Genomic DNA, 26,650 nt, shown 5'->3' with positions numbered 1-26,650 from the left:
TGTTTAGAGCAAGGCCTTCAGGGCATCGATATTCACGATAACGGCGGTTTTGGTCGCCGCATCGGAAAGTTCGTATGCCGACGGATTCCGGATTCCGACGGAAAGCACCAGTTTCTTGCCGGCGTATTCGCTCCTCGAAATCGCCAGCACGGGAATATCGAGGTAGAATGTCCCACCGGTTTTCCCGTCTGGCACCACGACCGTCGAAGGCAGCGAATAAAGTCCCTCGGGCATGGCTTCGCCGCCGAATGCGGACACGGCGGCCGCCGTGTCCTCCGCAGAAGTGTAGACATCGACGGTATACCCTTTCTTATCGGAGAGCTTTCCCGAGCGTATGACACCCAGGATTATTCGAACCGTACCGTTTTCAACACGGAAATTGTAGGTATAGTCACCACCGCCCGAAGGTACGGCATAGGAGTTGTTCAGGCCGCCGGTCGAAACGGCCTGGGGCATATATACTTTACCGAATCCGTAATCGGCGTCGCCGTCGCCCTCGCAGGCTGCAAAGGCACATGTGCAAAGAAATGCGATGAGCAGGATCAACTTGTTTTTCATAATTCATTGTTCTTTTGCATCCCGGAACTAATAACCGGGGTTCTGTTCGAGAGTATGATTCGAATTTTCAACCTCGGAACGGGTGAAAGGCATATAATAGTTGCGTTCGAGGAAAGTGCGCGTAGCCACTTCGGTCTGCGTATACGACCACTTGCCTTCTCCTGTTTTCGTTACCTTCACACCGCGGACGGGTTTGTTGAGTACCTCCATCGCATCCTTCCACCGCAGCAGATCCCAGTAACGATGATCCTCGAAGGCCAGTTCGATGCGGCGTTCGTGCTTAACGGCCTCGCGGAATTCGTCGCGGGTCGCCGCCGTGACAATCGGAAGCTGCAGACTGGCACGGTCGCGCACCAGTTGCAGGGCATCGAGCGCCGTGAGCGCATAGTCGCCGGGAGCCTGGTCGGGGCCATAGGCCTCATTCATCGCTTCGGCATAGTTGAGCAGCACCTCGGCATAGCGGTAGGACACCCAGTTATGCTGCACCTTGGCGCCCTGCGTCAGGTCGAGGTTGTCGGTCAAAAACTTTTTAAGGTAATATCCCGTCTTGCTTGCATTCGGGGCGGACATGTCGTGCCTACCGCCCGGTGACTGGTCGATCACATGACCGTTCCAGGTGCTGCCGTTGGTCACGACGCTTGCCGCCAGACGCGGGTCGCGGTTGGCATAGGGATCCCCGGCAACGGGATCGCCGACCCACTCATAGGCCTCGACCAAGTTCTGCGTCGGCGTCACGCCCGACGCACCGCCCGGCGTAGCGATCGGATAGTTGTTGCTCTCCATCGCATTGGACTGTTCGCGGCGTACGACATAGATGGTTTCCGGGCTGGAAAGGCTGCGGTTACCTTGGAAATAAGCCCCGTAATCGCTGTCGAGGGAGTAGTTCAAATCCGGGTTGCTGATAATATCGTAGGCAGCCGCGGCGGCTTTTTTCCACTTCTCGACATCGTTGTCGGGATTGTGGAGCGGCGAGGCGGCATAGAGCAGCACACGCGCCTTGATGGCCAGCGCGGCGCCCAGCGTAAAGCGGCCGTTGCGCTCGGAGAAACTCGCCCAGTCGACAGCCAGTTTTCCCTTATGGTCATCGATCTCCTTGACAATGTACTCGACTACCTGGTCGTAGGAGGAACGCGGGATGAACTTGTTCGCGGCATACTGGCTCTCGACGATGGGAACGCCGCCGTACTGCTTGATCAGTTCGGCATAGTAATAAGCCCGTGCGATGTGCGCTTCGGCCTGGTACCAGTGCAGCGAGGCCAAGTCCCGTTCATAGTTGGGGCGGTCGTTGATCGTATCGCGGTTCATGCCCACCATGTACTCGCCTTTGCCGTTGGCTGTGTAGTCAAGGAAAAAATTGGCGGCACGGATCCCTTCGTAGCAGTCGGTATAAAGATTCGAAATCGGGTTGAGGTTGGCGTTGATGACCCCCTTGTTGAAATAGCTGGCATTGCACTGCACTTTGGTTTGCTGTGCCTCGTCGGTCGCCGCTGCGAAAAGATTGGAGTCGAGCGTAGTATAACCGGAAGCAATCGGGGTGTAGAAAGCATTGCCGAATTTCCACAACGTACCGAGTGTCGTCTCGATCGACTCCCCCGTTTCGTTCTGGTCGAGACTGGTGTCGAGGAAATCGCTGCATCCGGCACCGGCCGCGACAGCAGCCGACAGCAGGAACGTCTTGGATATGAGTCTGAATTTCATAATGGCTTCGATAGTTTAATTAGAAAGTAAGGCTTACACCGATGTTATAGGACTTAAGCACCGGATAACGGTAGGAGAGCAACTCGGGATCCAGGTCGTAATCCGACATCAGTTTGCTGACGGTAAACGGGTTGGTTACATTCAGGTAGATCCGGAAGTTGGAGATACCCGCCGCGCGGAATTTGGCGTGGTGCCTGAAGTTATAACCCACCTCGATATTGCGCACGCGCATGAAGTTACGGCTCTTCACCCAAAACGAACTCAGCTGGTAGTTGTTTTCGTTGCTTTGGGTAGTCAGGCGCGGATAGGTCGCCGTGGCCCGGGTATCTATCCCTTGTTCGGGATAGTAGGCCCAGGCACCGCGGGCGATGGGGTAAACATTGCCGTTGTCAACGAAGGCCCGGGTTTGTACCGCATTGTCGAGCAGATTGAACGATGCGCCGGCGATACCCTGCAACAGGAAGCTGAAATCGAAACCCCGGTAGTTGAAGGCGGCACCGAGCGAGTACGTCCACTCCGGATAGGGCGATTTGCCGACCTTGGTCACGTCGTTCTGGTCGACAAAACCGCTCCGATCCAGGTCGCGGTACTTGATGTCACCCGGCTGCACCGCGCCGAACATCGGCTGCGGCAGGTCGGCCTTGAGCGAACCGTCGGCATTGAAATCGTCCACATCGTAAAAACCGTCGGCGACCAACCCGATCAGCGTCCCGTACGGACGACCCGTCTGGGCGTTGTAGCTGTACGCCGGGGCCACCTCGGCCATGTAATCGATTTTGTTGCGGTTAAACGACACCGACCCGTTGATGCTGTATCCCCAGTTGGCGCGCTGGTCGTTCCACACGGCGGAGAGCTCGACCCCTTTGTTGGTCATCTTGCCGATGTTGTCGAAATAATAATTTTTGCCGTAATAGCCCATCATCGAATTATCGAGGGTCAGGATGTCAGTGCGTTTATCGATGAAGGCATCGGCCGACAGATGCAGTTTCCCGAAAAGTTCGGCGTCGATACCGACGTTGTACTTGCTGCTTTTTTCGGCATGCACGCCGGCGTTCGCAAGGAACATGTGCACCAGCGAACTCTGCCAGACTCCTTCGCCGGAGCCCATGTAAAAGGAGCCGACATAGGAATTGGTGTAATAGTCCTTGAACAGATAGCGTCCATTGGAAGAGTAGTTCGACAATACGCCGGTAGCACCCGAATCGGCGAAGCCGCTACGGCCGTACGAAAGACGCAGCTTAAGCAGGTCGACGACCTTGGAATCCTTCAGGAAAGCCTCGTTGGAAAGCACCCAAGCTGCGGAAACAGAAGGGTAGAACGCCCACTGGTTGCCTTTGGCATAGGCATCGTTACCAAAATAGGAGAACCCGAACTCGGCGACATAGCGGTCGTCATAGCTGTAATTGATGCGGCCGTTGAGATTCGCATAGTGGTACTTATAGGAAAAATAGCCGTCGCCGTTATAGCCCGATATGTGGAAATTCACGGCACCGTCGAGGGCGTGGCGGCCGAACGTACGGTTGTAGCCCAGCGAAATCTGGCCCTGCTTCCAGTCCTCCATGCCGTCCGAGCCGTAGCCGCTGGCCTGCAGCGATGTATCTTCGTCGGTGGTAGTACGCTCGCCGTTGTGATAGCGGGCGTAGTTACGGGTCTTCGAATAGCCGCTCTTGGTATAGGTGTTAAACGAGAAGGCTTCGCGCAGGTAGAGCCCCTCGGTGATGAAATCGAGTTTCTCGACCAGTTGGAAATTGCCCTGCAATACGCGCGACTGGGTCTGGCGCCACCCCAGGGCATTGAGCGACGCCACGGGATTGCTGTTGTAGACCGAAGTTCCGGAATAGTGCGTCCGCTCGGCATCGTCCCATATCTCGTAAATGTTCGAGGGATAGCGTGCCATGTTATAGAACAGGTCGTCGGTCGCGATATTGGGCCGCTTGCCACGCTCGATCCGCCCGCCCAGGTCGACACGCGCCTCGATGAACTTGAAGATCGTAAAGTCGAGGTTCGCACGCAGATTGTAGCGCTCGTAGGTACGGTTCGACCGGGAATCGCTGTTCTTCACATCGTAAAGACCCTGCTGATTGAGGTAATCCAACATCACGTTGTAGCGGGCGACCTCGGTACCGCCGCGAAAGGAGACATCGCCGTCGATGGTATAACCGGCATTGCGCAATGCCTCGTCGTACCAATCGACATCGGTACCCGTCCCATTCCGGTAAGCCTCCAGTTGCTCGTCGTTATAGGCAGGCGACCAACGCCCCTGGTCGTTGCTGACGGCCTGGTTGTAAAGCGACGCATAACCGTACGAATCGAGCGGCTTGGCGAGGGTCGTGGCCTGCTGAAGCCCGAAACGCACCGAGGCACTGACGGTTGCCGGGGCAATCCTGCCGCGTTTGGTTTCAATCCAAATCACGCCGTTGGCACCCCGTTCGCCGAAAACGGACAACGCAGCACCGTCCTTGAGGATCGACACGCGTTCGACCTCCGCCGGCGAGAGGTAGGCAATATAGCTGGCATTCACTTCGAAGCCGTCGACAAAGATTTTAGCCGTATTGTAACCGGCATTACCATACGACCCGATACCGCGGATCAGCCAGCTGGCCGTATCGTTACCCGGCTCGCCCGACCCCTGAAAAAGTGTCAGACCCGAAAACTGCCCGGCAAAACTGTTGGTCAGGTTGGGTGCGGTCGTCTTGCCGAGGGAAACCCCGTCGACGGTCGAAACGGCCCCCGTCGTGCGAGCCTGGGATGTCCCGAAGAATGCCCCCGGAACCGCAGGCTCCGCCGCGTAAGCCGAATCGGCAGGCGCCGGCTCCTGGATCGTCCCGGCGGCCGTTGCGGCGGTCAGCGAAACGACTCCCGTAAGAAGCAATGGTATAATGATGAATTTATTCATAATCGTATTTGTTTTTAGCGGAAAAACCTGCGGAAATTAGTAGCCGGGGTTCTGCACCAGCGTGCCTTTATTGATCTCCGACTGCGGAATGGGTTCGAGATACATTTTCGGATTCCAGTACGAGGTGTAAACCACTGCATCCCAGTATGATTCGAGGCCAGAAGCGAGGTTGAAGCTGCCCGAATGGCTCTCCTTGATCTTGAACTGCAACTCGTGCATGTTGCCACCGATGATACCGTTACCGATATTCTCGTCCTTCCAGTGCTTGACATCATAATACCGGTTGTTCTCGCGGTACAGCTCGATGGCACGCTCCCGGCGGATAATCTTGCGCAGGGCATCCTGGTCGGTCTCGGTGACCTTCGGCAGGCCTGCCCGGTTATGCACCTTGTTCAGATTCTCGAGCGCCTTGGCGGCAATGCCCTTCTCATTATAGGCTTCGGCAAGGTTGAGGTAAGTTTCTGCCAGGCGGAAGAGCGGGAACTCGAACCAGACGCGCGTTCCAGCCTTATAGTAAAATTTGACCGGCGCGGCGCACCCCTTACCGGCCTCGATGGCGGCCGGGAAATTGGTCTTCTTGCCGGCATTCGACACCTGACGGCCCCAGTTGTTGGCCGACCAGCTCGAATGGCCCGGGTTATTGAAGGCGTCGAAGCCTACGAACATATTATCGGCCTTGGCGCGCGGCTCGATGTCCCCGATATTCTGAATCCACTCCGAAGCATCCCGCGGAGCGGCTTCGTTCACACCAGGCCAGTTCGTGAATTCCGATCCGTCGGCTTTGTAATAGAGCTTCAGAAAGTTGGTCAATACACCGCTCACATCGGTATCCCAACGGTTGTTCGTCCAAACCGGAGAGTAGTTATTGTAGTAGAAGATGGCGCTTCCGGGCCACGTCCACTGACCGGTCTCGTCGCATTTGTAGGCCAGCAGCACCTCCCGGTTGGCAGGCGTCGAAGTTGCCGTAGCATAGTCTTCGAAGGCCTTGGGGTTAGGGTTGCCCTCACCGGCACCGCCGGTATTGAGCAGGGCGTAGTTATTGGCGGCAGCCCAGGTCAGCACGGCCTCGTTGGCCTCGATGGCATCCTGCCAACGGTCGTCCGACTTTGAGCCGAAACACACCAGGTCGTCATGTCCTCCGCTCAGGTAGGGAGTCGCCGAGTTGAAAAGCGGCCGGGCTGCGAACAGCAGCGTACGGGCCTTGATGGCCAGCACGGCGCCGCGCGTCATCCGCCCCTGGTCGGCAGCACCCCAGTCGCCTTCGGGAAGCCCGTCGTAGGCCTGCTGGCATAGTTCGAGAATATACTCCAGCGTCTCTTGGAGCGATGCCCGGCCGGCGAAAACCCCCGGGTCGGCAGGATTAGAAAACGACCCGCGGACGATGGGAAGGCCCCCGTAGCGGTAAAACATGCCCATGTAACGGTAGGCCACCAGCGCCGTAGCTTCGGCCTTGACGTAATTCTTCTCCTGGTCACTCATGTCGGGAACCCGGTCGATATTCTCCCGCACGGTGAAGCAGTGGCGGATATACGCCCAGTTGTTACCGAAGTGGTCGGAGCCGGCATCCGAGCCGTCCGTCCCGTTCACGTCGAGCCCCGACTGGGAGATCGTATAGGTTCCGTGCCACGAATAGCCGCGCGAAATCTCGCCGCTGATGGCTCCCAAGGTGCCGTGACCGACGCCCCAACCGCCGGGAAGACCGTGGATCAGGGCTTCGCGGTAACAGGTCATCAGGGCACTCTTGGCATTTTTAGCCGACCCGTAAACCTCGTTCAGGTCGACCGTTCCGGTCGTGTCCGGCATCTGCAGGAAGGTATCCTGGCAGGCGGAAAGGCCCAGCGATGCCGATATCAGTAAAGTAACGATTATCTTTTTCATAGTTCGGTGCGGATTAGAATTTCAGGTTTATACCGAAGCTGAAAACGCTCGTCAGCGGATAGATATAGGTGCTTCCGTCGGTAGTTTCGGGGTCGATGCCAATATCCGTCAGTTCGTTCTTGAATGTATAGACATTGTTGGCATTGAAGTAGACGCGCAAGGCACGGATACGGCTGCGAGCCAGCCGGCCGCGCGTCATATCGAACGTATAGCCCAATTCGATATTCTTGATCTTGAAGAAATTGCTCGACTTCATCCAGAAATCGCTCGTCAGGTAATTGTTGTCGCTGCTCGTCGTATCGAACGTCATCCGCGGGAAGGTGATCTTCTTGCCGGCAGCATAACGCTCGGCAGTCCAACGGCCGTCGTACATCCATTTCCAGGCGTTGCCCGCCCGCTTGAAGAACGGCATCGTGTAGCCGCTGTTCAGGTAATAGGAGCCGTTGGCCGTACCGATGAAGAGCACGCGCAGGTCGAAGCCTTTCCACCCGACCGACGCTTTGACGTTGAAATGGTACTCGGGATAGTTGGGATAACCGATCGGCGCGATGTCCTTATTGTCGATCAGGCCGTCGCCGTTGAGGTCTACGTAACGGATGTCTCCCAGCGTAGCCCGGTTGGCCGTATAGGTATTGTAGGGACGATTGGCAAGCTCCTCGTTGGTATTGAAAAAGCCGTCGCTGACCAGTCCGAAGCGTTGTCCGATCGAGAATCCGGTCTGGTTCATCCAGGGATAGGGGTTCTCGGCTTCGGCCTTGTAGACGATCTTGTTGCGCGAATAGCTCACGTCGCCGCTGAGCGAATAACGCCAGTTGCCGATCTGGTCTTCCCACGAAAGGAGGAGTTCATAGCCTTGGTTTTTGGTAATACCGACATTTACCGGGGGAACCTTGTCGGAACTTACGCCGTAGATGATCGGAATGGTTCCCAGCGTGGTGAGGATGTTGCGGCGGTCTTCGCGGAACCAGTCAGCCACCAGCGAGAGGCGATTGCGGAAGAACCGCGCCTCGATACCCACGTCGTATTTCTTGGCCCGCTCCCAGGTAATGTCGGGATTGCCGATCACCCCTTCCGTAGCGCCGACCCAATAGGGATTCTGCGACGAACCGTCGGAGTTGCCCAGCCAGTAGCCGCCCTGATTGAGGTTATAAGTATTCGGCAGGTAGTAGAACCGCCGATTGCCTCCCAACTGGTCGTTACCGACCTCGCCATACGACGCGCGGATTTTGAGGAACGTCAGAATGTCGTTCTCGGGGAAGAATTTTTCCGAAGAGGGAACCCAACCGATCGAATAGGCCGGGAACCAGCCGAAACGGCGTCCCCTGGCAAACTGTTCGGTTCCGTTATAACCTACGTTGACCTCGGCCATGTAACGATCCTTATAGTTGTAGGTCACACGACCCACGAAGCCCATGACGCCCGAAGCCACATTGTACGAATCGCCCGGCATGGTATAGCGGGAAGCCTTGGCGAGCACCAGCCCGGAAACATTATGCCCGTTGAAACTGCCATGCCAGTCGATGCCCGCATCGAGGTAAAGCTTGTTCCAGTTGCTGTATCCCCACGACTCGAAGGAACCGGCACCCATGCCGCCGCCGAAGAAATCGAGCACGGTCGGGTCATTGGGATTGCGCTGCACCGAGTAGGTCGGGATCGAGGGTTTATATTTGACGATACGGTTGTAGTTGTCCTGGTAATTGACCGTGCCGTAGATACGCAGGCCATCCAGCAGGTAGTCCATCGTATGTTCCAACTTGATGGTATTGTCGAGCAACGAGTTGAAAATACTGTTCGTCCCAGCCGTCAGCAGGCTTACGATAGCGTTCTGCGAACCGAGCTGGCTGCCCGTCTTCACGGCCAGGGGATTCTGTTCGGAACCCGCCGTGCCGGCAAACCCGTTTACCAGGCGGCCGTCGATCATACCCGGAGAGATGAAGGGGTTGCCCTCGTAAATATACTGCATGATGCTTTTGTAACGCGACGACAGGTCATAGGGGTCGCTTCCGCTGCCCAGTCCCTGCGTTTCACCGAACTGCCCCGCCGTATTGATCGAGATCTTCCAGTTCTTGGCCACCGAGATGTCGAAATTCGACCGGAAATTATAGCGGTTGAACTTCGAACCCGTATTGGCGTCATGGTAGTGCACGTCCCGCGTGATGCCGGCCTGCGAGAAATAGCCGAACGATACGAAATACTTTACGCGCTGTGTGCCGCCCGCCACGTTGAGGTTGACCTGCATCTGAGGGGCATTGCGGTCGAACATCTCCTTATACAGGTCGCGGTTGGCATAGTAAAGTGCGGGTTGCTTCTTGAGCAGCTCCCGTTTTTCGGCCGAAAGGTTTGTCTTGGCATCGACCTCTACGGGCGTATAATCGCGGTTGTTCTTGAACTTCCAGAGATCGTAATCGTCGAAAATGTAGGTTGAAAGGCTCTCCGTTCCTGCGAAGCTGCGCTGCTCGTTGCGGATGGCTTCGTTGCGCAGCAGGGCATACTCATAGGAAGAGGTGCCCTTCTGGAAATTCGAAGCCCGCGTAAAGCCGTAGTTCATCGAAAAATTCACTGTCGGGGCTCCCGTGTTGCCGCGTCGCGTAGTGACGATAATCACACCGTTGGCACCGCGGATACCGTAAACGGCAGTCGAAGACGCATCCTTGAGGACACTGATACCCTGGATTTCATTGGCGTCCATCGCATTGAGCTCGGACATGGCCTGCTCGGAAGGTTGCTCCACGCCGTCGATGACGATGAGCGGGCTGGCCGATCCGTAGGTCGAGATACCCCGGATGCGGATGTTCGCAGCGTTATGCCCCGGTTCGCCCGAAGTCTGCAGCCCGCTTACACCGGGCGTGTTGCCGATCAGCGCATTGGAGATGTTCGCCACGGGCGTGGCCACCAGATCCGTACCCTTCACCTGGGAAATCGAACCCGTGACATTCACCTTTTTCTGGACAGCATAAGCCGTAACCACCACCTCTTCCGCAAGAAGCGACTGCTCCTGCAAGGTAATGTCCACCACGCTTTGCGCGCCGATTCTGACCGTTTGGGATGCGTAGCCGATAAATGAAAATTCGAGCTCATCCCCGGTCGACACCTTGACCGAATACTGGCCGTCGGCCATCGACGTAGTACCGCCCGCGGTACCCTTCACGATGATCGTAACTCCCGGCAAACCGGTTCCCTTCTCATCTTTTACGGTTCCGGAGACAACCCGGGACTGCGCCGCCGCCCATTGCGGAAGGGCACTGCTCAGGACAATCAGCAAACCGTACAGCAGGGACGTTTTGAAGAATTTTACCATAAGATTAAAGTTGTTTTAGGTTTTGCAGTTTGATATCATTCGACGACGACCCCCTCGGCCTGCCGGTACATCGCAGGGAGATCGGAGCTGAACAAGGATCGAGGACGGTCGTACATAATCTTGAAATCCGCCTCCGATACATGCCCCGGATAGACCGAGTAATAATGTTTATCGGATTCGTCGGAGACATACTTGTTACGCCACATGACCACCATCGAAACACGTTGGGTAGTCAGCGGGGCAAGGATACATTGTGTCCAGTAATCGGCCTTAGTGAAGGATTCCTGACCCGTTTCGGTGACGCCGCAGGGCTTCAACTTTTCACGGGAAAATTGCGTCAACGCCTTCAGGTTCGAAGTAAAGGCCGCCGTGTTGAGCCCGTGGTAGCAATCCATACCGATGAAGTCAACCCATTCGTCGCCCGGCCAGCGGAACGACAGACGTCCCCGCGCATCGGAATATTCCGAGTCCATCTGGGGTGAGATCGCATAGATGAGATTGTGCACCCCCCTGGTATCGCGGAGGTATCGCACGGTCATCCGCCAGAAATCAATGAACTCCTGCTCGGTCGTGCATTTCGAACCCCACCAGGGCCACTCCTGGGTGTGTTCGTGATAAGGGCGGAAAATAAAGGGAACCAAATTCCCGTCGGCACCTTTGAGATTGAGCGCAAAGTCTGCCAGCCGGTCGAGCCATTGCTGGTAAAGGGCATGCTGAGGGCTTTGCGGATCGAGAATCGCCCGAACGACACCCGTGTTGCCGTTGTCCCACGAATCCCCGCCCGTGAGCGGATTGTTCAGGTGGCAGCAGGCAACGATTACCTCGCCGCGGCCGTAGGCTTCAAGCATGACACGCCGGCGGATGGCATTCTCCTTCCGGTCGCTCTCATAGTCGGAGCGATTGTCCATGATAGGCGCCAGATCGACGCTGAAGACAGCAGGATAGTCCCCGCAAACAGCCCTAGTATCCGAACCGCCCGGCACATCGTACCAGTAACGGCCGTACCACAGATCGTCGTGGTGTCCGAACATGAATCCCCTGGAAGCGACCGCCCACAGGTTCGAATAGAGTGCTTTGGTCTGATCCGTCGCCTGCGGGTCGACGATTTTCAGCCGGGTCGGTTCGTCCGGATCGGGATTGGGATCGGGCTTCGGTTCATCGTCATCGGGATTATCATCGCCCCCGCCCGGAGCCGTGGAGGGAGGGGGCGGAATTTCGACGTCTCCGCCGCCGCACGAGACGGGAACAATACAGCACAAGGCAATGCAGCAGAATGCCTTTGCAAACAACAGGAATAAGCGGTTCATGGCGATCCCCGGGTTACTGCTGGCGCTTTTTCATCTTTACGATGAACCGCTGCGGATTCTGCACATACTTGTCGAAATCCGAATAGTCCGACCAACCCGGCATGGGGGTTCCGGCAACGGGAAACTCCAGGCCCTGGTTCATGATCTGACAAGAGAAGGACTTTCCGCTCTGCTCGTAGGTCAATGTCGTGGGCTCGCTGTAGAAAGTCGCCGTATGGGCCGTGCCGTCGGAGGCCGTGAAGGTAACCAGCCCCGTCTTTCCGTCTTTCCGCCACGTGCTCTCCCCTTCGGGAATGCAGCGGTAGAATTTTTTCAGGTCATGGCCCCCGTTCGAATTCCATTTGAAATCGGCATATTTGCCATCGGGGCCGGCATCGTTGTAACAGGTGCCGTAGGTGTCGCCCGTCTGCGAATCGACGCTCGTAAGCGTGATGGTCAACACGTTGTCATCCTCGACCATCGGCTTGTAACCGCCGTTCCAGTTCCAGTGTTTCCACATCAGCGACTGGCAGTAGCATCCGTCGTTGCTGCCGCCGAAAAACCACAGGGCGAAGGCGTTGCCGTTCTCATACTGCGATTCGTCATGGTTATTGACGTCGTAGTCCATGTCGTAAACCCCTTCGAAGGGCTCCACGAAGGGGTCGTAGGAGACCGTATAGGTTCGGGTTTCACCCGTTTCGGCCGTCACCACGATGTCGCAGGAACCCGAGCTCAAATCGATCGTCGAGCCGGCCTGAACCGAGGCCTTCGCATTGTATTGCAAGGTGATTTCTTCGACTTTGACTTTAGTCATGTCGGCTATTCCGCCCGTGACCAGTTGGAAACGGATCGTACCGGTTTCGTCGTGGCGCCAGTCGTCGGTAATGACCGCTTCCCCGACCTGGCTCTCCACGCGAAAGCCCAACGGCGTACGTTCGCGTAACCAGGGATCGACCATATCGGGGCCGGACGAATCGTTTTCGTAGCATCCGGCAAGAAGAGTCCCCGACACGGCACACAGGAAAAGAAGGATAGATTTTTGCATAGGATTTTGGTTGTTAGGTTAGTTTGCCATGTCCGGCCGCGAACCGCTCCGGCAGTCGGATTCCGCCGGAAAAAGGTCGCACCATTCACTAATGCAAATTTATACAAAACCCACACGCCCGTTTAATACGTTTTTAACCAAATCCGATGCATATAGCACCTTAACGGAACATTTCCGGGCCCGACGGTATCAGACGTAAATCTTTTTCGGAATGAACAAGATACGGAACTTATGAGGCGGCATGCCTTTCTTGCGTTTGAAAATGCGGTTGAAGTTAGCCATGTTGTTGAATCCGCAGCAGTAAGCGATCTCGGCGATGGTCATATCGGTGTCTATCAGCATGCGCGCCACGTGCCCCAGGCGGATCTCGGTCAGCGTATCGACGAAGCTCTGCCCGGTGACTTTCTTGATGAAACGGCTGAATGCCACGTCGGACATGCTGACCACGGACGCGACTTCGGAGAGGGAGATCTGCCGGTTGAAATTCTGGTTCATATAGGCGAAAACCGTCTCCAGGCGTGCTGAGTGGGACTTCATTTTCTTCTGGATAAAGGTCGTGTCCGAAAGCAGGCGGCGCTCCTGGCAAAGGGAGAGGCTGTTGAGAATCATCAGCATGTCCAGCACGGGCTTCATGCCGCCCGACGACCCCTGTTCGTACAATTCACGGATGCGGGGAGCGAGCAACTCGGTCGTCTCGCGGGAAAAAAGCACGCCCCGGCGGGCCTCATCGAAAAGCTGTTTGAGCGCTCCCATCGGATTGCGGTTCAGGAACTTGTCATCGAGCAAATCAGGACTGAACTGGAGCGTTATTTCATGGATTTCCTCCGATTTGCAGCGATCCGTAAACCAGGCATGGGGCGTATCGCCGCTCACCAGCACCAGTTCCATATCCCCGATCGTCCCCACATGGTTGCCGATTACGCGCGAAGCTCCCGCGGCATTGATTACCAGATTGAGTTCCATCTCCTTGTGCGTGTGGAGGGGGAAGTCGAAGCAGCTCTTCTTCCGCGAAAAAATCATGAAACAGTCGTTGTCGGTGAGCGGTGTGCTCTCGCGCAGTATTTCCATATGTCGGACTTTTAAGAGGGTTCCGGTTACAAAATTAAATAATTCTCACAATTCGCAAAAAAACACTAAATTTACCAACACCTATGTATTATATATAAAACCGGTCATGAATTCATAATTCATTAATTCATAATCTAATGCAACTCTCTTTTTTTAACGACGCAAGCCGTCCGGCAATCCAGAAACCGCAAAATAAGATTATATTCAATTAAAATAGTACAAGAAAATAGTATTCTTAATATGTAATTTTGAAAACCGGCCGATCCGTTTGTGTTTTTCTGCCGACCCACTTATATTATTTTAACCAAAAATGAACCCTTCCTCTTCCATTTCCCGGAGAACCCAGGTTCTCGTCACGGCCATCTGCCTGCTTGCAGCAGCTTATGCGCAAGCCAAAAACAGACCCCCCGCCGCATCGGAGCAGCAGCTCTTCATCGGCGAAGGAATCGCCGAAGCCGACACCGAATACGGCCCCGTCCGGGGATTCCTCCTGCGCAACATCTACTCCTTCCGTGGCATTCCCTACGGAGACGACACCGGCGGAGAAAACCGCTTCATGCCGCCGCAACCGCCGCACGCATGGCAGGAAATCCGGCCTGCGGTAGCTTTCGGGGCCTCATCACCTCAACCCTTCTACGACCGGCGGCCCGAATCCTACTCGATGTTTGTCGACCATTGGAACTACGACCTGATGGGCGAAGACTGCCTGCGGCTCAACATCTGGACGCCGGGCCTTGCCGACGGCAAACGCCGTCCGGTACTGGTATGGCTCCACGGCGGGGGTTTCACGCAGGGTAACGGCATCGAACAGGACAGCTACGACGGGGAGAATATCGCCCGCTACGGCGACATTGTGTTCTGCTCGGTAAATCATCGCCTCGGAGCGTTGGGTTTTTCCGACCTGGCCGGCGCCGGCGGTGAAAAGTACCGCCACTCGGGCAACGCCGGGATGCTGGACATCGTGGCGGCTTTGAAATGGATACAGGCCAATATCGCGAACTTCGGCGGCGACCCTTCGAACGTCACCGTCATGGGCCAGTCCGGCGGCGGTTCGAAGGTCTGCCTGCTGTGCGCAATGCCCGCAGCCAAAGGACTGTTCCACAAAGCAGTAGCCTTAAGCGGCAATACCGTAAAAGCCAACAATGCCGACTATGCCGAACGGCTGGGCAATGCCATCCTGCACGAAGCCGGGCTGGATACCTCGCAGGTCGACTCGCTCCAGTCGGTTCCCTGGGAACAATACCTGGAACTGGCGAACCGGGCGCGGCAGCGGATGGCGGCCGAAGACCCGGGCTCCCGAAGCGGATTCGCTCCCGTGGCCGACGGCATAGACATCCCGAAGGGTATCTTCTTCGAGGGGGAAAACCGCACGACGGGCTCGGACGTCCCGCTGCTGCTCTGCTCGACGTTCCACGAATGGAACCCCGACCGGGACAACCCGGAACTGGAAAGCATCTCTTTCGAAGGGGTCATAGAGCGGCTCACGCCCCAATACGGAGCGCGTACCGCCAGAATCGTCCGTGCATATGCCGAAGCCTTCCCGGCCTGCCGTCCCATCGAAATCTGGGCGATGATTGCCTCGAACCGGCAGGGAATAATACGGACGGCCAACGCCAAATGCAATCAGCAGTCGCCGGTCTACATGGCGTGGTTCGGCTGGGAATCGCCGCTTTTCAACGGACGCCACCGGGCTTTCCATTGCATAGACATCGGGTTCTGGCTGCTCAACACCGACCGCATGGTCACACATACGGGCGGCGGCAGCGCCCCCCGCAAGCTCTCCCGCAAAATGGCCGACGCCCTGCTGCAATTCATGCGCACGGGTAACCCCAACTGCCGCGCCCTGCCCCGCTGGCCGCGCTACACGCCCCAACGGGGTGAATTGATAATCCTCGACTCGAAATGCAGGGCAGCCGAAGACCCCGACCGCTCAGCTCGCAACACCTTCAACGACTAAAACCATGCGTATCATGCTAAAAAAACTCCTGGCCCTGTCCCTCGCCGCCGGACTTGCCGTCCCGGCCGCGGCACAGACCATCCGCTCTTACATCACATGCCCTGACCGGTCGGAACTTTTCGCCCAGCAGAAGCATGCCGCCGAATTTTCGACCCAACGGCAGGAAAACAGAAACTACATCATAATCGACCCCCGGCAGAGCTACCAGCGAATCGACGGCTTCGGCTACGCCCTCACGGGCGGCAGTGCCGAACACCTGATGAAGATGTCGCCCGAGGCCCGCAAGTCGTTGCTGAAGGAGCTCTTCGACCCACAGCAAGGCATCGGCATAAGCTGCATCCGGCTGACGCTCGGCGCCTCCGACCTCAACAGCTTCGTCTTTTCCTACGACGACATGCCCGCTGGCAAGGAAGATTTCGAACTCAAACAATTCTCACTGGCACAAGACCTCCACGACGTGGTTCCGGTCATGCGGGAGATCCTGGCCATCAACCCCGACATCCAGATACTTTCCTCGCCCTGGTCGGCGCCGGCATGGATGAAAACCAATGCCGACGTGCGCGGCGGGCAGCTTCGCAAGGAGTGTTACGGAGTCTATGCCGACTATTTCGTACGTTATGTGGAAGCGATGCGCGATCACGGGATCGACATCGACGCCGTTACCGTGCAGAACGAACCCCTCAACTCGCGCAACACCCCCAGTATGTACTGGTTTGCCTTTGAACAGGCCGATTTCATCAAAAATTATCTGGGCCCCAAATTCCGGGAAGCAGGGTTGTCTACCGGCATCGTAGTCTTCGACCACAACTGCGACCGGCCGGACTACGCACTGGCTGTTTACAACGACCCGGAGGCCGCAAAATATGTCACGGGAGCTGCTTTCCATCACTACCGCGGCGACCTGAGCGCCATGAGCTACGTCCACGAAGCGCGTCCGGACAAGGAGATTTATTTCACCGAACAGATGACCACCGAACGTCCCGGACAACGGCAAATCGCAATCGCCCCGGCCGTCGAGCGGCTCATAGTCGGCATCATGCGCAACTGGAGCCGCAACGTGGTGCTGTGGAACCTCGCGGCCGATCCCCTCAATGACCCGCACACGGACAACGGCGGCTGCTCGATGTGCCAGGGCGCGCTGACCATCGACAAGGATTCGGTATCGCGCAACCTGGCCTATTACGTCATTGCCCACGCATCGAAATTCGTGCGCCCGGGCTCCGTGCGCATCGCCTCGACCGCTCCCGGCGACAGGAGCGTTTCCATCTGCGAAGACGAGCAGCGGCCCAATGTATTCCGCACGAACGTCGCCGAGCATGCCGGCGTGGCTGCCAACGTGGCGTTCCGCACCCCCGACGGGCGAATCGTGCTCGTTGCAGCCAATGACTCCTGGTCGCGGCGCAGTATTCGTATCCAATACAACGGACGTTTCGCGGAACTCGAACTCGAACCGGGAGCAGCCGGTACTTTCGTATGGGACGAATAGCGAAATGGCTCGCAGCAGCGGCGCTGCTGCTGGCCGGCCTTCCGGGCCAGGCGCAGGAAAAAACCCCTTTCTCGACCGAAGGCTGGTGGAAACCGGCCGAACCGCCCTTCTCCCCCGCCGTTCACGACGACGCCTCAATTACCTTCCGGTTGCGGGCGCCCCGCGCACACGAGGTCACACTGCTTCTGGGAGAGTGGGAGGTATCCGAAATCCCCATGCAGCGCAACGGCAACGGAGTCTGGAGCGTCACGGTCGGCCCCCTGGAGCCATGCGTCTACCAATATATATTCCGTATCGACGGCTTCGAAACCATCGACCCCGAGAACCCCGCTGTCAAGGCCGGAACCACGGTCTACGGCAGCGTCGTGGAGATCCCCGGTGCTGAAAACCGCCGTTTCGACGAAGCATACCGCCCCGGAGGGGAAATACACACCCTGAATTACCGGTCAACCCCTCTGGGTCGTATGCGGACATTGCGGGTTTACGTCCCCGAAGCTGCCGTCAGGCATCCCCGGCAAAAATTCCCGGTACTCTACCTGCGCCACGGGGGCGGGGACAACGAAAACAGTTGGGTTACGGACGGACGGGCCGCAACGATACTCGACAACCTGATTGCCGAAAACAAAGCCGTCCCGATGTACGTCGTGATGACCAACGGCCTGACCGACGGTTCATGGGCCGGAGGCAGCACCCCCGAGGGCATCGCCACATTGGAAAAAGAGCTGCTGGAAGATGTCATTCCCCTGGTCGAAAGGCGCTACCGGGTACATACCGACAAACGGCACCGCGCTATCGCCGGACTGTCGATGGGCGGCGGCCAGGCCTATGTGATCGGGCTGCGCAACCTCGACCGCTTTTGCGCCATCGGGCAGTTCAGTGCCGGCATACTCAGCGACGGACAGTTCGATTACGAACGCTATGTGCCCGGCGTAATCGGCGAGCCGCAACGCATCAACCGTAAACTGGAACTGCTGTGGATTTCATGCGGTACGAAAGACCCGCGATACCAGGGACACCTCGACACCGTGGACGACCTTCGCCGCCGTGGCGTACACTACGAATTCCACGAAGGCCCCTGGGGCCACGAATGGCAGTTCTGGCGACTTCAGCTGCATGATTTCGCACAGCGCATCTTCAAATAAAGACAACTTAAAACCACTGAAATGAAACGACTGCTTATTTGCCTTCTCCTGCTCCCGCTCTGCGGGACGGCCTTCGCAGGCGGCAAACGCCTGAAAGCGCCGGAAAAAACCGTTCTGCAAATGGTCGATCCCCAGGCGACACCGGAAACCAAAGCGCTTTACGCCAACCTCTGGTGCATCGGATTCCGCGGCGTAATGTTCGGCCACCACGATTATCCCTCCTACGGCATCGGCTGGCGGGGCGACCCGGATCGCTCGGACGTGAAAGACATAGTAGGCTCGCATCCGGCCGTCTACAGCCTCGACATGGCAGGTATCGACGAGCGAAAGATCGAACTCCTCCGCGAAGCCCATAAACGCGGCGGCATCAGTATGCTGGTGTGGCACCAGAACAATCCCCTGACCGAAGGCCCCGGGAAAAAATACCCCGACGGCACGGCCTGGGACAACACCAAGGTCGTGGATCAGATACTCACCGAAGGCTCGACGATGAACGTCAAGTACAAAGCCCGTCTGGACGATGTCGCCGAAGCATTGAAGAAGATGGTCGACGACGATGGCCGCCCCATCCCGGTGATCTTCCGTCCGCTGCACGAACACACCCAGACCTGGAACTGGTGGGGCCGCTCGGCCACGACCGACTCCGAATTCATCGCCTTCTGGCGCTTCATCGTCAGTTACCTGCGCGACACGAAAGGGATCCACAACGTAATATACGCCATTTCCCCGCAAATGGACGAAGTATACGACGATCCCGTGGGGCGTATACTTTTCCGCTGGCCGGGGGACGAATGGGTCGACTTGGTGGGCATCGACTGCTACCACGGCCGTAACCGCAAGGCATTCGAGTCGAACGTAAAGGCACTCGCCGAGGTGTCGGAGCGCGTGCACAAGCCCGTCGGTGTGACCGAAACCGGGCTGGAAAACGACCACAACGCCGACTATTGGACGCACGATGTATTGCCTGCGCTCCGCAACCGTCCCTGTTGCATGGTCGTGGCATGGCGCAACGACAATCCCCGCCACGCCTACGGGCCTTATCCTTCCGATTCGACGGCGGCCGACTTCAAGCTATTCTTTGACGATGCGCAGACTATTTTTGAAAACGACCTGCCCGACATGTACCGCATGCCCAAGGGCGTAACCGTAAAATAACGACCCATGCTGCGATTACTCATGTCCCTTATGGCCGCGTCCCTGCTGGGCGGATGCGCTTCGGACAATCTGAAAATCTCCCCGGTCAACCCCGACGCGTCGCAGGAAGCACGCCAGCTGCTCGAATTCCTATATTCCATCCGCGGCCGGTATACCCTCGCCGGGCAGCATAATTTCATCAGCGACCCCGGGCGTTACGACAGTGTCGTTTTCGCAATGACGGGCAAACACCCCGTGGTCTGGGGAAGCGATTTCAGTTTCAATGCACAAGGCGACAACGTCCGCGACTACCACCACTGCGGCCCGATGAACCTCACCTCGCCCTGGGGTGAGTGCCTTCCGAACAATAAATCGACCGAAGAACTGCGGCAGGGGCTCGTCGAAGAGATCAAGGCCCGGCACGCCGAAGGCAGGATCATCACCCTGATGTGGCACTGCTGCTTCCCTGCGGAATGCAACGACTGCAACGGTTCGTCGATTTGGACATGGAAGAACCGTCCCCCGCAACTGGTATGGGAGGAACTGACCACAGAAGGCACGCGCCTCAACCTGCAATGGAAGGCACAGATGAACACGGTCATTCCCTATCTCAGGCAACTGCGCGACGCCCGGATTCCGATCCTCTGGCGACCCTACCACGAGATGAACGGCGTCTGGTTCTGGTGGTGCGCCAAACCCGGCGAAAACGGATTCAAAAAGCTGTGGATCATGACCTACGACTACCTGACCCGGGTGCACGGGCTCGACAACCTGCTCTGGGTATGGAACACGAATGCCCCGCGGGACAAGCAGGGTGACGAAGCCGGCCCCTATGCCGACTACTATCCCGGTTCGGAATATGTCGACATATTGGCGGCAGACGTCTATCACCGCGACTACAAACAGTCGCACCACGACGACCTGAAAGCCCTGGCCGGCGGAAAACCGATCGCCCTTGGCGAAGTGGGGCAGCTGCCCGATCCGGAGAGTTACCACAACCAGCCCGACTGGACGTGGTTCATGGTCTGGGGGTATTTCATCAACAGCCAGAAAAGCGGCAAGTTGGATTCCGTCGCCGCGGTGCGGCATATCTACGACGATCCGCGCACGCTGACACTCGACCGAATCGACTTCTCAGACGGAACCTACCGGTTGCGACAATAACAGAAAGCTAAAAACACGAAGATCCGCAGTCCTGGGGGACTGCGGATCTTTTCATCCGTGCAGGGCGCTATTCCCGCGACAGGGCGTCGATTCTCGCCAGTTCGTCGTCGGAGAAGGAGGCGTACTCCAGGGCCCGGAGGTTATCTTCGATCTGGGCGACGGAGCTTGCCCCGATAATGACCGACGTGACACGTTTGTCGCGCAGCAGCCATGCCAAAGCCATCTCGGCAAGGGTCTGGCCGCGCTGCCGGGCGATTTCATGCAGGCCCCGGATCCGTTCCGACATCCTCTCCGTCAGCACGTCGCGCCGCAGCGAACCCTCCGCCGCCATGCGCGAGCCTTCAGGAATACCGTTCAGGTAACGGTCGGTCAGCAGCCCCTGCGCCAGAGGCGAAAAGGCCACGAACCCGGCTCCGGCCTCGGCATTGAGCGTCAGGATGCCTGACGTGTCGGGTTCGCGGTCGAACAGGTTGTAGCGATCCTGGAAAAGCAGGCAGGGTACGTCGCGCTGGGCCAGGTAGCGGAAAGCGAAACGTGCCGCGGCCAGCGGGTAGCGCGACAGCCCGACATAGAGCGCCTTGCCTGCGCGGACGATGTCGACCAAAGCCTGGAGGGTCTCTTCGAGCGGGGTCTCGGGATCGTAGCGGTGCGAGTAGAAGATGTCCACATAATCGAGCTTCATGCGCCGCAGGCTCTGGTCGAGGCTTGCCATGAGGTATTTGCGAGAGCCCCAGTTGCCGTAGGGCCCCGGCCACATGTCGTAACCCGCCTTGGTCGAAATGAAGAGTTCGTCGCGGTAGGGTCGGAACGACTGCTCCATCAGACGGCCGAAGTTCTCCTCGGCCGTACCGTAGGCAGGGCCGTAGTTGTTCGCCAAATCGAAATGGACGATTCCCCGGTCGAACGCGTAATGGGCCATCTGACGCACTTTGGAGAAGGTCTGCCCGCTGCCGAAATTGTGCCACATGCCGAGCGAAAAGGCGGGCAGCAGCACACCGCTGCGTCCCGCACGCCGGTAGGTCATGCCATCTTCGTAACGCGACGCGGCCGGCTGGTAAATAGGTTCGATCATAGCTGTCAGTTTATTTCAGTATCAAAACAAAAAATCCGCGAACATTGTATTTTTCCTGCCGCCTCCCCGTGGGACGCCGGAGCAAGACAAGCGTCCGCAAAAGCGCCGGGGCAGCACCGAAGAAGGAGGCGGCGATGGCATCGGATATAACGGATACAAGGCATTAACAGGGAGTCTGCATATCCGATGCCGTCCGTTACTATATCTTGCAAACGGACTCAGGACGCGGTCAATGCGCCTCGAGCCAGTTGTCGCCCACACCGTAGTCGACCACCAGGCGCACCTTGAGGGCGGCGGCGGATTCCATGCATTCGGTGACGATGGCCGCGACGCGCTCCTGTTCGGAACGGAGCATGTCGACGACCAATTCGTCGTGTACCTGAAGGATCACCTTCGACCGGATGCCTTCGGCCGCGAAACGGCGGTGGACATTGATCATGGCGATCTTCATGATGTCGGCCGCGGATCCCTGGATCGGGGCGTTCACGGCATTGCGCTCGGCCAGGCCGCGCGCCACGGCGTTGTGCGAGGAGATGTCGTTGAGATAGCGGCGGCGGCCGAAGATCGTCGAGACGAATCCCTCCTCCTTGGCCTTGGCGACCACATTGTCCATATACTCCTTGACCTTGGGGTAAGATTCGAAATAACCGTCGATAATGTCCTTGGCCTCCTTACGCGGGATTTCGAGCCGCTGGCTCAGGCCGAAGGCCGAAATGCCGTAGATAATGCCGAAATTGGCCGTCTTGGCACGGCGGCGTTCCTCGGAGGTCACTTCGTCGAGGGTTTTGTTGAAAAGCTTGGCGGCCGTCGCGGCATGGATATCCTCGCCGTGGGCGAAGGCCGCGATCAGCGATTCGTCGCCCGAAAGGTGCGCCATCAGGCGCAGCTCGACCTGGCTGTAATCGGCCGAGAGCAGCAGATGGTCGGAATCGGAGGGGATGAACGCCCGGCGGATGCGGCGCCCCATCTCTTCGCGCACGGGGATGTTCTGCAGGTTGGGATTGGTGGACGAAAGGCGCCCGGTAGCCGTGACCGCCTGGTTGAAGGAGGTATGGATACGCCCCGTCGTCCGGTTGACCAGCTGGGGAAGCGCTTCGACATAGGTCGAGAGCAGTTTCTTGACACCCCGGTATTCGAGGATCAGGTCGACGATACGATGTTTGCGGGCGAAGGTCTGCAAATAATCCTCGTCGGTGCAGAACTGCTTGGTCTTGGTCATCTTGGGCTTTTCGGCGATGCGCATCTTGGCGAAAAGCACCTCGCCCAGCTGGCGTGCCGAGTTGATGTTGAGCGTCGATTCGCCGGCTTCGGCACGGATCGCGGCTTCCAGTTCGGCCAGCCTGCGGCTCAGTTCGACGGAGTATTCGGTCAGCGCCCCGGAGTCGATCCGCACGCCCGCCATCTCGATGTCAGCCAGTACGGCGATCATGGGCTCCTCGACCTCGAAATAGAGGTGTTGCAGCCCGATCTTCTCGACCTGAGGGTAGAGCACGTGTTTGAGTTGCAGGGTGACGTCGGCATCTTCGGCGGCGTACTCCTTGACGCGCTCGACGTTCACCAGATCCATCGTCAGCTGCTTGGAACCCTTGCCGATCAGCGTTTCGATCTCGATAGGCTTGTAGTTGAGGTATTTTTCCGACAGGGCGTTCATGTTGTGGCGCGACTCGGGATCGAGCAGGTAATGCAGGATCATCGTGTCGTACTTGCGGCCGCGGATATCGAGTCCCAGGCGCCGGAGCACCATCAGGTCGAACTTGATGTTCTGGCCGATCTTGGCAATCCCTTCGTCTTCGAACAGCGGCCGCACGATCTGCGTATATTCCGCCGTATTCTCCTCCTTGAAGGGAATGTACCACGCTTCGAACGGCTTTACGGCCAGCGACATGCCGACGATGCGGTCGTTGAAGATATCGAACCCCGTGGTCTCGGTGTCGAAACAGAATTCGCCGTATTTCCCGACCTCGGCAACCACTTCGCGCAACTGGGAGGCATTCTCCACAAGGCGGTAATCGTGGGGCGTGGTCTGCGCCGTCTTGAACTGCATGGCATCGGCTTCGGCCTGAAGCTCGGCAACGGGAACCTCGGCGGCGGGCATCTCGACCACCGGGTCGCCGAAGAGATTGCCCTGTCCGACCAGCGCCGCGCGTTTGGCGGCGGCGGACTTGGCCCGTGCCATCTCCGCAAGCTGGGTCTGCGCCTCCTGGCGGGGGCCTTCGGGTTGCTCCTCGGGGGGCGCAAGGTTCGTAAGGTCGTTCATAAAGGCCTTGAAATCCAATTCGGCAAAGAGGGCCTTGAGTTCGTCGATATGGGGTTCGCAGACCGTGAGGTCTTCTTCGCGGAACGGGATGGGCACGTCGAGGCAGATGGTGGTCAGGGTCTTGGCAAGGCGCAGCTTGTCGCCCCATTCGGCGATCTTCTCGCCCTGCTTGCCCTTGATCTTCGAGACGTTGTCGAGGATATTCTCCACCGTCCCCCACTCCTGCACGAGTTTGCAGGCGCTCTTCTCGCCGATCCCCGGCACGCCCGGGATATTGTCCGAAGCATCGCCCCACAGTGCGAGGATGTCGCGCACGAGGCTGGGGTCGTCGATGCCGTATTTCCCGCGGATCGCCTCCCGGTCGACGATCTCGATGCTCCCCTCGGCGCCCTTTTGCTTGTAAATCTTGCAATTGTCACGTACCAGCTGGCCGTAGTCCTTGTCGGGCGTGACCATGAAGACCTCGTAACCCGCCTCGACGCCTTTTTGCGACAGCGTGCCGATTACGTCGTCTGCCTCGTAACCCTCGACTTCGAGGATCGGGATGCACATGGCTTCCAGCACCCGTTTGACATAGGGGACGGAGAGGAGGATGTCCTCGGGCGTCTCGGCGCGGTTGGCCTTGTACTCGGGAAATATCTCCCGGCGGAAGCTGCCTCCCTTGGGGTCGAACGCCACGCCCAGCAGGTCGGGCCGCTCACGCTTCTGGATGTCGCGCAGGAACTTTACGAAGCCGAATACCACGGAGGTATTCATACCGGCCCGGTTGCGCATGGGACGACCCAGAAAGGCATAGTAATACTTGAATATCAACGCATAGGCGTCGACGAGAAACAGTTTTTTCATATATTCAATGTTGCGTCAATAATAGTTCCCTTTCGGTATTTGCCGTGCGCCTATCCCTTGCGCACCGGATGCTGTCCGGTAAAAATGGCGGGGTATGTCGTTCCGGCGGAACCGCCGGGCGGAAATCAGCGGTTGTCCTCGGCGAACCACTCGGCGAATGAGGTTGCGGTCTCATGCAGGCGGAGCGAATGCAGCTCCACTCCCCGAGGCAGGCGGCGTGCGATACGTGCCGCGAAATCGCCGAGCATATTTTCGCACGTCGGCTGGTAATCCACCGTGACGATGTTGCCGAAACGTTCGGCCAGCACCGCCCGCAGGGGAGCGTCGCGGCGTGTCGCCCGCAGTACGAGCGCATGGTCGAAACGGGAGACGACCTCCTCGTTGACAATGCTTTTCAGGACACCGAAGTCCATCACCATCCCACACTTGGGGTTCGTGTCGTCGTCCGCAGGGCACCCTTTCACGGTCACGAACAACCGGTAGGAATGCCCGTGAATCTCACGGCACGGCCCGTCGTACCCGTCGAGGGCATGCGCGGCCTCGAACGAAAACTCCTTTGTCAATCTGATCACTGCCATATCCGCAAAGATATTCATTAAATGCGAAAGGAGAAAAGGTTTTCCGCACTTTTCACCTGCAGGATGCCTTTACGCCCCGTCTCGAATCGGAAAACGGAGGTGCGGGAAACCCCGGCCGCGTATCCTTCCCACAAAACCCGCCCCGGTTTTGATTTGTCCTTATTAATTTGTATATTTGTTACAATAAGCCTCATTACCCGATGAAACGTGTCCTGAATGATCTCACTCCGTTGCCCGGCAACGATCTGTTCATCACACAGTATTGGTTTGACAAACAGACCGATCCGCCCCTTCATTTCCATGAGGATTACATGCTCAGCCTGACCCTGAACGTAAAGGGGACACGTGTCACCGGACAATCGGTCGACAATTTCACGGAAAAAGACCTTATCATCATTTTCCCGCGCGTACCGCACTGTTACAAACGCGACGAAGCCTTTGCGGAGACCAATTGCGAGGCCGTCGCCGTGCAGTTCAGCCGCGACATGCCCAACTGGCAGATATTCGAAACGGAATCCATGCTCCCCATCCGGAAAATGCTGAGCCAGCCGGTCGCCGGGCTCTGGTTCGCCGAAAGCGTCGTAGACCGCGTCCGCGACAGGTTACTGCAACTGCCCGGGCTGCGGGGATTCGCATCGGCGTCGCTTTTCCTGAACATACTCAACGACCTGGCCACGGCTGGGCCGGACGAAACGGGGCCGATAGGTGCCCCGTACTACGAAATGCAACCCGACGGCAATGCCCGGATCAACAAGATCGTACAGTTCGTGGAGGGCAATTACCAACGTAAGATCTCGCTCGAAGACATCGGCGAAGAGGTAGGCATGTCCGCGACTTCGGTCTGCCGTTTTTTCAAAAAGTACACCCACCAGAACCTGTGGAACTACCTCAACGGCTTCCGCATCGTGCGCGCCGCACAGATGATCGTCGAGACCGACGACCCGATCGCCGAGATCGGTATGCGCTGCGGGTTCTACAACATCTCGAATTTCAACCGCGCCTTCCGCGAACGCATCGGCTCCCCGCCGGGCGACTACCGGCGCAAGTTCGGGTCGACGGTCATTTCGCCCGACGCGAAACAGGTCGAGGAGATAGGCCGCAAGCTGGATGAAATGCGCTGCGGGCAGGATTCGGCGGGGGGGGGAAATCCGGCGGCCAAAGTCCCGGCCAAGGGCTGACAAACCCCTTTTCAGGCACGGATGACAGCCTCGCGGACACACTGGCCTTGAAACCCTGCAACGATAAAAAGCGGCCCCTTTTCGAGAGGCCGCTTTTTATCGTTCCGGC

General features: G+C 57.8%; 17 protein-coding genes and 1 pseudogene. 7 read left to right on the top strand and 11 right to left on the bottom strand.

Annotation, left to right across the window (positions count from 1 at the left end; translation table 11 throughout):
* Positions 1–3 precede the first annotated feature (3 nt).
* The 8 genes from DW189_RS06800 to DW189_RS06765 all read right to left on the bottom strand — a co-directional run bounded on the left by DW189_RS06800 (position 4) and on the right by DW189_RS06765 (position 13,727).
* Positions 4–558, bottom strand: coding sequence for a DUF1735 domain-containing protein (locus tag DW189_RS06800; protein WP_117507263.1), 555 nt, complete (start codon positions 556–558; stop codon positions 4–6).
* A 27-nt stretch (positions 559–585) separates the two neighbouring features.
* Positions 586–2,256: a RagB/SusD family nutrient uptake outer membrane protein gene (locus DW189_RS06795; protein ID WP_117507262.1), complete on the bottom strand. Its 1,671-nt coding sequence runs from the start codon at positions 2,254–2,256 to the stop codon at positions 586–588.
* Between the two features lie 19 nt (positions 2,257–2,275).
* A complete protein-coding gene (locus tag DW189_RS06790; protein ID WP_022332711.1) occupies positions 2,276–5,152 on the bottom strand; it encodes a SusC/RagA family TonB-linked outer membrane protein in 2,877 nt (958 codons plus the stop codon).
* Positions 5,153–5,188: 36 nt separating this feature from the next.
* Positions 5,189–7,030, bottom strand: coding sequence for a RagB/SusD family nutrient uptake outer membrane protein (locus DW189_RS06785; RefSeq protein WP_022332712.1), 1,842 nt, complete (start codon positions 7,028–7,030; stop codon positions 5,189–5,191).
* Positions 7,031–7,043: 13 nt separating this feature from the next.
* Positions 7,044–10,328, bottom strand: coding sequence for a SusC/RagA family TonB-linked outer membrane protein (locus tag DW189_RS06780; protein WP_117507261.1), 3,285 nt, complete (start codon positions 10,326–10,328; stop codon positions 7,044–7,046).
* Positions 10,329–10,363: 35 nt separating this feature from the next.
* On the bottom strand, positions 10,364–11,635 hold the full coding sequence (locus DW189_RS06775) for a glycoside hydrolase family 26 protein (RefSeq protein ID WP_117507260.1): 1,272 nt from the start codon (positions 11,633–11,635) through the stop codon (positions 10,364–10,366).
* 13 nt (positions 11,636–11,648) lie between these two features.
* The gene (locus DW189_RS06770) at positions 11,649–12,659 is read right to left on the bottom strand and encodes a hypothetical protein (RefSeq protein WP_141417798.1); all 1,011 of its coding nucleotides are present in this window, start codon (positions 12,657–12,659) and stop codon (positions 11,649–11,651) included.
* Positions 12,660–12,848: 189 nt separating this feature from the next.
* The gene (locus DW189_RS06765; protein WP_117507258.1) at positions 12,849–13,727 is read right to left on the bottom strand and encodes a helix-turn-helix domain-containing protein; all 879 of its coding nucleotides are present in this window, start codon (positions 13,725–13,727) and stop codon (positions 12,849–12,851) included.
* A 310-nt stretch (positions 13,728–14,037) separates the two neighbouring features.
* On the opposite strand from DW189_RS06765, the pseudogene DW189_RS06760 reads away from it, so the two are divergent.
* From DW189_RS06760 to DW189_RS06740, 6 genes and pseudogenes are all read left to right on the top strand, one after another.
* Positions 14,038–15,132, top strand: a pseudogene (locus tag DW189_RS06760) (carboxylesterase/lipase family protein); the annotation flags it as partial.
* A gap of 165 nt (positions 15,133–15,297) precedes the next feature.
* The gene (locus DW189_RS14745; RefSeq protein ID WP_390613237.1) at positions 15,298–15,684 is read left to right on the top strand and encodes a carboxylesterase family protein; all 387 of its coding nucleotides are present in this window, start codon (positions 15,298–15,300) and stop codon (positions 15,682–15,684) included.
* A 13-nt stretch (positions 15,685–15,697) separates the two neighbouring features.
* Positions 15,698–17,170 (top strand): glycoside hydrolase family 30 protein, encoded by a 1,473-nt coding sequence (locus DW189_RS06755; RefSeq protein ID WP_232045706.1) that lies wholly within the window; start codon positions 15,698–15,700, stop codon positions 17,168–17,170.
* Positions 17,158–18,312 (top strand): esterase, encoded by a 1,155-nt coding sequence (locus DW189_RS06750; protein WP_117507255.1) that lies wholly within the window; start codon positions 17,158–17,160, stop codon positions 18,310–18,312. Before DW189_RS06755 ends, DW189_RS06750 begins: the two co-directional genes overlap by 13 nt.
* A gap of 21 nt (positions 18,313–18,333) precedes the next feature.
* The gene (locus tag DW189_RS06745; protein WP_117507254.1) at positions 18,334–19,467 is read left to right on the top strand and encodes a glycoside hydrolase family 26 protein; all 1,134 of its coding nucleotides are present in this window, start codon (positions 18,334–18,336) and stop codon (positions 19,465–19,467) included.
* A 6-nt stretch (positions 19,468–19,473) separates the two neighbouring features.
* Positions 19,474–20,610, top strand: coding sequence for a glycosyl hydrolase (locus DW189_RS06740; RefSeq protein WP_022332722.1), 1,137 nt, complete (start codon positions 19,474–19,476; stop codon positions 20,608–20,610).
* A 67-nt stretch (positions 20,611–20,677) separates the two neighbouring features.
* On the opposite strand, the gene DW189_RS06735 is transcribed toward DW189_RS06740, so the two are convergent.
* The 3 genes from DW189_RS06735 to DW189_RS06725 form a co-directional block, all read right to left on the bottom strand.
* The gene (locus DW189_RS06735) at positions 20,678–21,682 is read right to left on the bottom strand and encodes an aldo/keto reductase (RefSeq protein ID WP_117507253.1); all 1,005 of its coding nucleotides are present in this window, start codon (positions 21,680–21,682) and stop codon (positions 20,678–20,680) included.
* Positions 21,683–21,911: 229 nt separating this feature from the next.
* Positions 21,912–24,785, bottom strand: a complete 2,874-nt coding sequence (polA, locus tag DW189_RS06730; RefSeq protein WP_117507252.1) for a DNA polymerase I — start codon at positions 24,783–24,785, stop codon at positions 21,912–21,914.
* Between the two features lie 125 nt (positions 24,786–24,910).
* Positions 24,911–25,363 carry a 6-pyruvoyl trahydropterin synthase family protein gene (locus DW189_RS06725; RefSeq protein ID WP_174760541.1) on the bottom strand — a complete coding sequence of 151 codons (453 nt, stop codon included), beginning with the start codon at positions 25,361–25,363 and terminating at the stop codon, positions 24,911–24,913.
* 200 nt (positions 25,364–25,563) lie between these two features.
* On the opposite strand from DW189_RS06725, the gene DW189_RS06720 reads away from it, so the two are divergent.
* Entirely contained in the window at positions 25,564–26,541 is a 978-nt protein-coding gene (locus DW189_RS06720; protein ID WP_032134616.1) for an AraC family transcriptional regulator, read from the top strand.
* The last annotated feature ends 109 nt before the right edge of the window (positions 26,542–26,650 follow it).

Source organism: Alistipes sp. AM16-43 (genome assembly GCF_003435745.1).
GTDB lineage: Bacteria > Bacteroidota > Bacteroidia > Bacteroidales > Rikenellaceae > Alistipes > Alistipes onderdonkii.
Note: the sequence above shows the minus strand (reverse complement) of the source record. Positions and strands in the feature narration are given on the sequence as shown.